The following is an 11038-nucleotide window of genomic DNA, read 5'->3' on the forward strand; positions in this document are numbered from 1 at the left end:
ACCCCGGACCGAGGGTCGCCAGGTCCGCGCAGAGTGACCCCTCCAGGACCCCTGACGGCACGCTGGCCGCCACCGGAGGCGACGTCGGCGCCAGGGCGACCCAGCCGCGATGAGCGGCCGGAGAGCGGCCGTACACACAAAAAAGATCGCGCTGGACCCGGCGGAGTCCAGCGCGATCGGTGACGTACCCAGATGGTGCGGGTGTGGGGCCTGTTGGGGCAGGCGCCGCGTCGTATGAAGCTGTAGTGCTTGGTGGAGCAGGTCGAGCTATGTGGTGCAAAGTCGGCATTTCCCGGGTTGGGGGCCCCGAAAAAAGCCTGGTTATGCGGTTATTCAGGCCTCGCTGCGCTGCTGCGGGATACCCGCGAGCAGTGCGCGGACCTCAGCCTCGCGGTAACGCCGGTGTCCTCCGAGCGTGCGGATGGACGTGAGCTTGCCTGCCTTGGCCCAACGGGTGACCGTCTTCGGGTCCACGCGGAACATCGTGGCAACCTCGGCAGGGGTCAGCAGCGGCTCGGCGTCAGGGGTGCGAGCGGTCATGAGCGGCCTCCTCGGGAGAACCGAACCATCACGGTTCTTTCCTCTAAATTCTGCACCTTGACCCGCGTTGCCCGAAATGGCGGACGCGGGCCGAGTCGGTTATAGGACGAACGGCTTGTCCTCGGCACTACAACTACACCATCTGTCCAGCCACGTCGGCCAAACCGATGGAATTGCCCTCTCAGGTGTTCAACCTCGGCGGAAGCCGATGGACCATGTCATAACGGACAGTCACGCGACCGTGACGATCAGTCACAACGTGATCAGGTGTCACCAGTCCCCTCAAGGAGCGCAATACCGATCTATCCGCCCATAGTTGGACGGAAGGAGCCCCAGTAAGGCTCCTTGTCCTATTTTGGCACGAGGGTACGTCTTGGTGGCAAGGCCCGAAGTCAGTGCTTTAGGTCACGCTTATTCCAATCGCCCAAAAAGGGACCTACGTCCCGTGCCCGCGGCTCTCAGCTGGAGAACTGGCGCTCGCGTACCGCGCGCCACCGGTCCGAGAGCTTCTCGTAGGCGACGCCGGCCCGCTCGCCGTCCCCGTCGCGCAGCGCCGCCAGCCCCTCCGCCACTTCCGCGGCGGAACGGTCCTCGGCGAGCTGCCCCTCGGGCACCGCGTGCACCAGGCCTCCGTAATCCAGCTCCACGAGAGATCGCGGGTGGAATTCTTCGAGCCAGCGCCCCACATCTACCAGGCCGTCGATCAACGGCCCCTCTTCCAGGGAGTCCCGCAGCGTCCGAAGTCCGCGCGCGACCCGCCGTCTGGCCTGCACCATTGGCGTGCGGTAACGCAGCAGAGGGCCCCCGTCACCCTTCGTGAACTCGCGCTCGGCGTCATCGAAGAGCACGAACCAGCGGACCGGGACGTGCCAGGTGGCGCCCCGGATCCAGGGCCGCGCGTCGGGGTTGCGCTCCCGCCACTGCTCGTAATCGGTGGCGGCCTGCCGGCGCACCACCGGAGGCAGCGCCGCATCCAGGACCGATGCCGGGAGCAGCTCCTCCAGGGCCTCCAGCGCCTGCCAGCCGCGCAGCCGGGTGCGCCACGGGCAGACGCAGATCACCTCGTCCACGACGGCGATGAACGCGTCGGCGCTCTCATGGACCGGCACCGGCACCGGCGGCACCGGCAGCAGATCGGCCAGCGCCCGGCGCTGCTCGTCCTGCGCGGTGGGGGTGTCCTCGCGCTTGGCATAACGCGCCCAGTGGGAGCGCTCCGGCTCGGGGAACGCTGCCAGCGGCTCGTAGACCCGCAGATATGCCATGTACGGGACCATCACCGACGACGCCAAGGCCACGCGCCCGCTCCTTCGGAAGGAAGTCCGTTCAGATCCGTTCGGATCTGTTCAAGGTACGTTCACTGCATTCAAGGGCATGCCCGCCACCAGGAGTTGTCTGCCCCCGCCGGGCCCGGGATACGGCAAATCGTCCCATGCCTGTCCCCCGCTAGGGGGCGATCCCCGGGACCCGGCCGATCAACCCGCCCCGCAGGTCTTACGCTCTTCCCAACCGGCCCTCCCCACCCGCAGGGGGGCGTCCTCCGCGACTATGGGAGTCACCACAGTGACCGACGTACGTCCCGCCGCTGTCAGCGTCGACAGCGGCGTCCTGCAGAGCCTGTTCCGATCGGAGCAGGGCGGCCATGAACAGGTCGTGCTCTGCCAGGACCGCGCCAGCGGCCTCAAGGCCGTGATCGCCATCCACAGCACCGCCCTGGGCCCCGCCCTCGGCGGCACCCGCTTCCACCCGTACGCCTCCGAAGAGGAGGCCGTGCAGGACGCGCTCAACCTCTCGCGCGGCATGTCGTACAAGAACGCACTGGCCGGGCTCGACCACGGCGGCGGCAAGGCCGTGATCATCGGCGACCCCGACGTGCTCAAGACCGAGGAACTCCTGCTCGCCTACGGCCGGTTCGTGGCGTCCCTCGGGGGCCGCTACGTCACCGCGTGCGACGTCGGTACGTACGTCGCCGACATGGACGTCGTCGCCCGTACGAACAAGTGGACCACCGGCCGCTCCCCCGAGAACGGCGGCGCCGGCGACTCCTCCGTGCTGACCGCCTACGGCGTCTTCCAGGGCATGCGCGCCTCGGCGCAGCACCAGTGGGGCGACCCGACGCTGCGGGACCGCAAGGTCGGCATCGCGGGCGTCGGCAAGGTGGGCCACCACCTGGTCGAGCACCTCCTCCAGGACGGCGCGGAGGTCGTGATCACGGACGTCCGCGCGGAGTCGGTGGACCGGATCCTCGCCCGGCACCCCCGGGTGACGGCCGTCGCGGACACCGAGGCGCTCATCCGCACCGAGGGCCTGGACGTGTACGCACCGTGCGCCCTGGGCGGCGCGCTGAACGACGTGTCGGTGCCCGTACTGACCGCCAAGGTGGTCTGCGGCGCGGCCAACAACCAGCTCGCGCACCCCGGCGTCGAGAAGGATCTCTCCGACCGCGGCATCCTCTACGCCCCGGACTACGTCGTGAACGCCGGCGGAGTCATCCAGGTGGCCGATGAGCTGCACGGTTTTGACTTCGACCGGTGCAAGGCCAAGGCGGCGAAGATCTTCGACACCACGCTGGCGATATTCGCTCGCGCGAAGGCGGACGGCATTCCGCCGGCGGCGGCGGCCGACCGGCTCGCCGAGGCGCGGATGGCGGAGGGCAGGCGCGCCTGACCGGCCCGGAGCGCTGGAGCAGCGATCTGCTGGCCGAAAACGTGCCCTTGTGCGGCCCGCCGCGGGAGGTTGGGGAGACATCCCTCACCACCCGTCGGCGGGTCGCCGTATGGGACAGGTTAAAATCGCAGTTGACCAGCGGGGGAAGGGCGACCCGCAGGTCATGCCGAGCGGTGGGTGATGCGGGCGACGTACCGTATGGCCGCGGAAGCAGGTACCGTTAAAGCTCTACGGGCCGGTCTCTCTGTCGAGAGCCCGCTCTGAATCATGAACGCGTGTCAAGACTCTGGGGCCATAGAGCCCCGTCATTGAGGGGGTCGACCCATGGGGCGCGGCCGGGCCAAGGCCAAGCAGACAAAGGTCGCCCGCCAGCTGAAGTACAGCAGCGGTGGGACCGATCTCTCACGACTGGCCGACGAGCTGGGTGCATCGCCGTCGAGCCAGCAGCCGCCGAACGGGGAACCGTTCGAGGATGACGAGGACGACGACCCGTACGCCCAGTACGCGGATCGGTACAACGACGATGACGACGAGGACGAGGCCGACTCCTCCAACCAGCGTCGTCGCGCCTGACGCTCTGCACGCTCACGCGTACGCGTCATCGAGAAAAGCATCATGGACCCGGTCCGGGCAGTGCCCGGAGCCGGGTTCTGTGCTGCTCAGGTGAGAGCGCCGCTCGGGTGCGCGTGGCCGCTGGGGTGAGCGCGCGGCGGGCCGCTACGGGGCCGCCCCCGTGGCGGCCCCGTAGCCCGACCGTTCAGCCGGCGTAGTCGCCGGTCAGGGTCACGGCCTCGGCGTGGTCGCCACGCTCGACGATCTCGCCGCTGACCCAGGCGTCCACGCCGCGGTCCGCCAGCGTCGTCAGGGCGACGTCCACGGACTCCTGCGGCACGACGGCGATCATGCCGACGCCCATGTTCAGGGTCTTCTCCAGCTCCAGCCGCTCGACGGAGCCCGCCGAGCCGACCAGGTCGAAGACCGCGCCCGGCGTCCAGGTGGTGCGGTCGACGGTGGCGTGCAGGTTGTCCGGGATGACGCGCGCGAGGTTGTTCGCGAGCCCGCCGCCGGTGATGTGCGAGAAGGCGTGCACCTCGGTCGTGCGGGTCAGCGCCAGGCAGTCCAGCGAGTAGATCTTGGTGGGCTCCAGCAGCTCCTCGCCGAGCGTCCGGCCGAACTCCGGGATCTCCCGGTCCAGGGCCATCCCCGCCCGCTCGAACAGCACATGGCGGACCAGCGAGTACCCGTTCGAGTGAAGTCCGGACGACGCCATGGCGATCACCACGTCGCCCGTACGGATGCGATCCGCACCCAGCACCCGGTCCGCCTCGACGACGCCCGTACCGGCGCCGGCCACGTCGAACTCGTCCACGCCCAGCAGCCCCGGGTGCTCCGCGGTCTCGCCGCCGACCAGCGCGCAGCCGGCCAGCACGCAGCCCTCGGCGATGCCCTTGACGATCGCCGCGACCCGCTCGGGGTAGACCTTGCCGACGCAGATGTAGTCGGTCATGAACAGCGGCTCGGCGCCGCAGACGACCAGGTCGTCGACGACCATGCCCACGAGGTCGTGGCCGATGGTGTCGTAGACGCCCATCTTGCGGGCGATGTCGACCTTGGTGCCGACCCCGTCCGTGGCCGAGGCCAGCAGCGGGCGCTCGTACCGCTTGAGTGCGGACGCGTCGAAGAGGCCGGCGAAGCCGCCGAGCCCGCCGACGACCTCGGGGCGGGTGGCCTTCTTCACCCACTCCTTCATCAGGTCCACGGCGCGGTCGCCGGCTTCGATGTCGACGCCCGCACTCGCGTAACTGGCACCGGCGGAGGAATCAGCGGACATGGCTGAGAACTTTCGTTTCGGGTGTGTACGAGCTCTACGGGCGACGCAGCGCGTCGGCGCCGCCGACCCCGGCCGTGAGCGTCTGGACGCCGTCCACGTCGGACTTCGCCGGCGCGGCGGTCTCCGACTCCAGGAGGTGCTTGCCCAGCAGCTCCGGATCCGGCAGCTCCATCGGGTATTCGCCGTCGAAGCAGGCACGGCACAGGTTCGGCTTGTCGATCGTGGTCGCCGCGATCATGCCGTCGATCGAGATGTACGCCAGGGAGTCGGCGCCCAGCGACTTGCCGATCTCGTCCACGCTCAGGCCGTTGGCGATCAGCTCCGCGCGGGTGGCGAAGTCGATGCCGAAGAAGCACGGCCACTTGATCGGCGGGGACGAGATCCGGATGTGGACCTCGAGGGCGCCGGCCTCGCGCAGCATCCGCACCAGCGCGCGCTGGGTGTTGCCGCGGACGATCGAGTCGTCGACGACCACCAGGCGCTTGCCGCGGATGACTTCCTTGAGCGGGTTGAGCTTGAGGCGGATGCCGAGCTGGCGAATGGTCTGCGAGGGCTGGATGAAGGTCCGGCCGACGTAGGAGTTCTTGACCAGGCCGGAGCCGTACGGGATGCCGCTGGCCTCGGCGTAGCCGACCGCGGCGGGCGTGCCGGACTCCGGCGTCGCTATCACCAGGTCGGCGTCGGCGGGCGCCTCAGCGGCCAGCTTGCGGCCCATCTCCACACGGGAGAGGTACACATTGCGGCCGGCGATGTCGGTGTCCGGGCGGGCGAGGTAGACGTACTCGAAGACGCAGCCCTTGGGGCGGGCCTCGGCGAAGCGGCTGCTGCGCAGGCCGTTCTCATCGATGGCGACCATCTCGCCGGGCTCGATCTCCCGGATGAAGCTGGCGCCGCAGATGTCGAGGGCGGCGGTCTCGGAGGCGACCACCCAGCCGCGCTCCAGGCGGCCGAGGACCAGCGGGCGGATGCCCTGCGGGTCGCGGGCGGCGTAGAGCGTGTGCTCGTCCATGAAGCAGAGCGAGAAGGCGCCCTTGACCTTGGGGAGCACGCGGGGCGCGGCTTCCTCCACGGTCAGCGGCTTGCCGTCCTCGTCGACCTGGCCGGCCAGCAGAGCCGTCACCAGGTCGGTGTCGTTGGTGGCCGCGACCTGCGTCGCGCGGCCGCCCTCGCGGGGCAGCGCGGCGACCATCTCGGCCAGCTCGGCGGTGTTGACCAGGTTGCCGTTGTGGCCGAGCGCGATCGAGCCGTGCGCGGTGGCACGGAACGTCGGCTGGGCGTTCTCCCACACCGAGGCACCGGTGGTGGAGTAGCGGGCATGGCCCACGGCGATATGGCCCTGGAGGGAGCCGAGGGAAGTCTCGTCGAAGACCTGGGACACCAGGCCCATGTCCTTGAAGACGAGGATCTGGGAGCCGTTGCTCACCGCGATGCCCGCGGACTCCTGTCCACGGTGCTGCAGCGCATACAGCCCGAAATAGGTGAGTTTGGCGACCTCTTCACCCGGAGCCCAGACACCGAAGACGCCGCAAGCGTCCTGGGGGCCCTTCTCGCCGGGGAGCAGGTCGTGGTTGAGTCGTCCGTCACCACGTGGCACGTCCCTGAGTCTAGGGCAGGTCGCGGATTCATCCGAACCGGGGATGTCCTCGAACCTGGATGAGTGCATGAACGCAGCGTTAAGCGTGCTTGACGCGGGCGCGCGATCGCGGCCAGGATTTCTGCCCATGCAGACCCCGCAGCCCTTGGCACACCTGGTGTGCCGCCGGGTACGCCGCCTCGCGCGGCCCTTGGTGCGGCGCCGCCATGTCGACCTCGGTCGCGTCGCCAGCGCCATCTGTCGCTCTGCGTCCGCGCAGTAGCCGCGGGTAGCAAGGCCCCCTCCTCGGGTCCTCTCGCCGCCCCCTCTGAGCTGCGCCTTCTCTCACCTTTACCCACTCGCCCGGGATGACGGGTTCGCTTGTGATGCGGCTTATGCCGCTTTCGCTCCCGTCCTGCCCGTGTGAGATACGCGACGCAGCCCTGCCCGCCGCCGTCCCCGGGGGCCGACGCGCCGCATCACGGCCCATCACGATCTCTCTGGAGAGCCGCACCGATGTCTTCCGTCGACCCTTCTCGCCCGTCCACGCCCGAAAAGTCCGACAGCTCCGTCCCGGCGTCCTCGGCAGGGAGCTCCCTGTCGAGGCGGGCCTTCGGCGGCCTGGCCGGCGGCGTGGGTGCCGCGGCCGCCGTGGGCGGGCTCGGCACCGTGGCAGCCGCGCCCGACGCGGCCGCCGCCGAGCTGCCGGGGACCCACGAGCGGGCGTTCCGCGCCGCCCCCGGCCGCCACTCGCGCCGCCCCAACATCCTCTTCATCCTGGGCGACGACCTGGGCTGGGCGGACCTTTCCTCGTACGGCTCTCCGGACATCCGCACCCCTCACCTGGACCGGCTGGCGCGCCAGGGCGTCCGCTTCACCCAGGCCTACGCGGGCTCCGCGACCTGCTCCCCCACCCGCTTCTCCCTCTACACCGGCCGCTATCCGGGCCGCACCAAGGGCGGCCTTGCCGAACCCATCGCCGACAAGAGCGTCGGCCTCGCCCCCGGCCACCCCACCCTCGCCTCCCTGCTGCGCGACGCGGGCTATACGACGGCGCTGATCGGCAAGTGGCACTGCGGCTATCTGCCGGACTACAGCCCCACCAAGTCGGGCTGGGACACCTTCTTCGGGAACTTCGGCGGGGCGCTGGAGTACTACTCGAAGCTGGGGCTGGCCGGGGAGTACGACCTGTACGAGGGCGACGCCCAGTACAAGGACCTGCGCTATTACACGCGGATCATCACCGAGCGGGCGGTCGGCCACATCACGGAGGCGGGCCGGCGGGACGGTGCGGGGCGCCGGCCGGACCGGCCCTGGCTGCTCAACCTGAACTTCACCACTCCCCACTGGCCGTGGATCGCGGACGGCGACGAGGAGGAGAGCGCGAAGATCGTCCGCCGTATCAAGGCGGGCGAGCCGGGCGCGCTGTGGCACCAGGACGGCGGCTCGCTGGCGAAGTACCGGGAGATGGTCGAGGACCTCGACCGCTCGATCGGGGAAGTGCTGGCCGCCCTGAAGCGCTCCGGCCAGGAGGAGGACACGCTCGTCTTCTTCGCCAGCGACAACGGCGGCGAGCGATGGTCGTACAACTGGCCGCTGTCCGGGAACAAGGCCTCGCTCCAGGAGGGCGGCATCCGGGTGCCGACGATCGTGCGCTGGCCGTCCCGGCTCGACGGCGGCCAGGTCAGCCATGAGCCGGTGTTCACGCCGGACTGGACGGCGACCCTGCTGGAGATCGCGGGGGCCCGCCCGGACCGCGCCTACCCGCTGGACGGTACGAGCCTGGCGGGCTATCTGCTGCGCGGTGAGCGGCTCGCCGAGCGCGATCTGTTCTGGCGGGTACGCGGCGAGCGGGCGCTGCGCCGTGGCGACTGGAAGTACTACCGGGGCAAGGACGGCACGGACCGGCTCTTCGACGTGACGAACGATCCCCGCGAACAGGCCGACAAGGCGGCGGACGAGAAACAGCTGCTGGGGCGGCTGCGGGCGGCGTGGGAGGCGGTGGACAAGGACCTGCTGCCGTATCCGAAGGGCTGACACCGGCGGCCGGGCCGCGGGGCGGGCAGGGGCCTCGCCTCCGGCCGGGCCGGCGGCGGGGTTACCAGGCGGGGGCCGGGCCGCCCCCGCCTCCGGCTCAGCTCATCACCGGCAGCTGTCCCCCGATGTCGGCCCGCTCCCCGCTGGCGCTGACGCGCGCATCGTCCAGCGCCGCGGCCCAGGTCGTCCGCCCCGTGGCCAGGCGTATCCAGGTCAGCGGGTCGGTCTCGACGACGTTCGGCGGCGTGCCGCGGGTGTGCTTGGGGCCCTCGACGCACTGCACCACCGCGAACGGCGGCACCCGCACCTCGACCGACCCGCCGGGCGCCTTGGCGGCCAGGGCATCGGCCAGCAGCCGGGTGGTGATCGCCTGGGCCTGCCGGTCGTACGGGATCTCCGCACCGGTCGCCGCCGCCAGGTCGTCGGTGTGCACCACGAGCTCGATGCACCGGGTGACGAGGTAGTCCGCCAGCCGCATGGCACCGACGCGGGTGGTCATGATCCGGTCATCGGCGGCCTGCGGCAGCACCTCGGCCAGCTCCTCGGCGGTGTGCGTGAGCAGCTCGTACGGATCGTGGGCCGCGGCCAGGGCACGGGTGTCGGCGTCTATCCCGGCGGCCACCGGCGCGGTCGCGAACGGCCAGTCCAGCAGCTCGGTCGCCACCCGCGGCGGGGCCGGCTCGCGCAGATTCCGCGCCACGCTGCCGACCGCCATGGACAGATGCGCCACCAGCTCCCGCACGGTCCAGTCCCCGAGCCGGGTCGGCAGCGCGAACTGCTCGGGCTCAAGGCCCGCCACGGCCCGCCGGACCTGCTCGAACTGGGCCGTGACAGCGGCGCGGGTCTTCTTCGGGTCGTACCGGCGAACGCGCGGCTTCCGGGCGGCAGATGACATGTGATCAGCGTATGCGGCACCACTGACAGCCGCCCCTGAATTCAGGCGCCGGGCTCCGCCACCGGCGCCCCGGCCGCCTCGAACGTCTCGCCGTTGCGCGGGACACCGATGCCCCGCCAGGTGAACGGAGTGCCGTTCGCGGTGTCCGGGTCGGCGCCGTCCATGAGCTGGAAGTGGACGTGCGGCTCGGTGCTGTTGCCGGAGTTGCCGCACCGGCCGAGGGTCTGCCCGGCGCGCACCCGGTCACCCGGGCGGACGGTGAGCGAACCGCGCTGCACATGGGCGTAGAGCGCGTAGGTGCCCTCGCCCAGGTCGAGGATCACATGGTTGCCGATCACCCGGCGGGCGCCGCCCAGCGAGCGGATGACGGCCTCGACGACGAAGAAGTAGAGGAGCGCGAACCAGGACGTCCGGCTGAGGTGATCGCGCTGACCGTCGTCGGTGCGGACGACGGTGGCGTCGGCGACGGCGAGCAGCTCCGCGCCGAAGGCCGGGAAGTCCTCGCTGCGCCGGGCGACGGGCCACCAGCCGAAACCGGGCCGGGGGACCCCCTCGGGCTCCGCCGTGATGTCGATGGCGTACGTCTGCCCGTAGGCCCGTGTGCCATGGCTGGGGACCTTGTCGGCCGGGCTGTTCAGGGCCTTCCAGCGGCCTGTGACCGGCGCGGCGATCTCCACCGCTCCGGCGGCCGGGCCGGTCGGCGGCTGCCCGTCCGCGCCGGCCGTCCGGCGGTTCACCCCGAATCCGATCAGCACCCACAGGCCGAGCGGTATCCATGTCCACCAGTAGGGGAAGTCGGCGAAGAAGCTCGCGACGACCATCACCACGTAGACCAGCAGGCAGATGCGGGCGGCGTGTCCGGATATCTTGCGCAGGGTCTGGGACCCGGGCTTCATTTCGTTCCCCCTGAAGTCGGCCGGGCGGCGGTCAGCGCCCGGCGGCGGTCAGCATCACCAGCAGCGGTACGACCCGGTCGGCCGGCACCTCGTAGCGGCCGCGGGCGGCCGTGTGCAGCCAGCCGGCGGCGGTCAGCTGCCGCAGGTGGTGGTAGATCTGGCCGGTGGTGCCGGTGCCGTCGAGCTCGGTGAGTTCGGCGGCGGTGCAGCGGCCACCGAGGATCTCGCGCAGCAGCCGCAGCCGTACGGGCTGGCCGAGCGCCGCGAACGACTCGGCCGCGTCCGCCCAGTCGCCTTCCAGCACGACGTCGGTGACCAGGCCGTACTGCCATTCGTAGCGCTTGCCGACCGGTGTCCGTACGGCGCCGGTGAACAGCACCCCGCCGTTGTCCGCGCCCAGCCCGGCGAGCTGGTCCTTCAGACCGTGCAGGGCCCACAACTCGTCGTCGGGCTCCCGCTTCGGCGAGGGGACGGACGCCCCCGGGCCGGCCGCTTGCCCGGCCGCCTGCTCCAGCGCGGCCAGGCGCCGCTCCAGCTCGGCGACGCGCCGCTCGAGATCCATGATGAGAGATTACGTAATTACGTAATCTCTGGCAAGGGAG

At 70.7% G+C, this 11038-nt stretch carries 11 protein-coding genes; 4 read left to right on the forward strand and 7 right to left on the reverse strand.

The genetic code is table 11. The features are described 5' to 3' along the window. Window positions 1–333: 333 nt before the first annotated feature. Window positions 334–540 (reverse strand): developmental transcriptional regulator BldC, encoded by a 207-nt coding sequence (gene bldC, locus AC5677_RS18155; protein ID WP_003949541.1) that lies wholly within the window; start codon window positions 538–540, stop codon window positions 334–336. A 458-nt stretch (window positions 541–998) separates the two neighbouring features. Continuing rightward, window positions 999–1835, reverse strand: coding sequence for a DUF8083 family protein (locus AC5677_RS18160; RefSeq protein ID WP_497196055.1), 837 nt, complete (start codon window positions 1833–1835; stop codon window positions 999–1001). Window positions 1836–2085: 250 nt separating this feature from the next. On the opposite strand from AC5677_RS18160, the gene AC5677_RS18165 reads away from it, so the two are divergent. Continuing rightward, complete coding sequence (locus tag AC5677_RS18165) at window positions 2086–3204, forward strand: Leu/Phe/Val dehydrogenase (RefSeq protein WP_497196056.1); 1119 nt, start codon at window positions 2086–2088, stop codon at window positions 3202–3204. 324 nt (window positions 3205–3528) lie between these two features. Continuing rightward, window positions 3529–3777, forward strand: a complete 249-nt coding sequence (locus tag AC5677_RS18170) for a DUF3073 domain-containing protein (protein ID WP_497196057.1) — start codon at window positions 3529–3531, stop codon at window positions 3775–3777. Between the two features lie 184 nt (window positions 3778–3961). On the opposite strand, the gene purM is transcribed toward AC5677_RS18170, so the two are convergent. Both purM and purF read right to left on the reverse strand, forming a co-directional pair. Beyond that, on the reverse strand, window positions 3962–5035 hold the full coding sequence (purM, locus tag AC5677_RS18175) for a phosphoribosylformylglycinamidine cyclo-ligase (RefSeq protein WP_497196058.1): 1074 nt from the start codon (window positions 5033–5035) through the stop codon (window positions 3962–3964). 34 nt (window positions 5036–5069) lie between these two features. Beyond that, window positions 5070–6629, reverse strand: a complete 1560-nt coding sequence (purF, locus tag AC5677_RS18180) for an amidophosphoribosyltransferase (RefSeq protein WP_497196059.1) — start codon at window positions 6627–6629, stop codon at window positions 5070–5072. Between the two features lie 127 nt (window positions 6630–6756). On the opposite strand from purF, the gene AC5677_RS18185 reads away from it, so the two are divergent. Continuing rightward, window positions 6757–6891: a putative leader peptide gene (locus AC5677_RS18185; protein WP_497196060.1), complete on the forward strand. Its 135-nt coding sequence runs from the start codon at window positions 6757–6759 to the stop codon at window positions 6889–6891. A 233-nt stretch (window positions 6892–7124) separates the two neighbouring features. Next, window positions 7125–8645 carry a sulfatase family protein gene (locus AC5677_RS18190; protein ID WP_497196061.1) on the forward strand — a complete coding sequence of 507 codons (1521 nt, stop codon included), beginning with the start codon at window positions 7125–7127 and terminating at the stop codon, window positions 8643–8645. Between the two features lie 97 nt (window positions 8646–8742). On the opposite strand, the gene AC5677_RS18195 is transcribed toward AC5677_RS18190, so the two are convergent. The 3 genes from AC5677_RS18195 to AC5677_RS18205 are packed head-to-tail and all read right to left on the reverse strand — an operon-like array spanning window position 8743 to window position 10998. Then, on the reverse strand, window positions 8743–9540 hold the full coding sequence (locus AC5677_RS18195; RefSeq protein WP_497196062.1) for a maleylpyruvate isomerase family mycothiol-dependent enzyme: 798 nt from the start codon (window positions 9538–9540) through the stop codon (window positions 8743–8745). Between the two features lie 41 nt (window positions 9541–9581). Beyond that, window positions 9582–10436, reverse strand: a complete 855-nt coding sequence (locus AC5677_RS18200; RefSeq protein WP_497196063.1) for a M23 family metallopeptidase — start codon at window positions 10434–10436, stop codon at window positions 9582–9584. Between the two features lie 31 nt (window positions 10437–10467). Further along, complete coding sequence (locus tag AC5677_RS18205) at window positions 10468–10998, reverse strand: ArsR/SmtB family transcription factor (RefSeq protein ID WP_497196064.1); 531 nt, start codon at window positions 10996–10998, stop codon at window positions 10468–10470. Window positions 10999–11038: the final 40 nt, after the last annotated feature.

The organism is Streptomyces sp. JLSY215, from assembly GCF_059682825.1.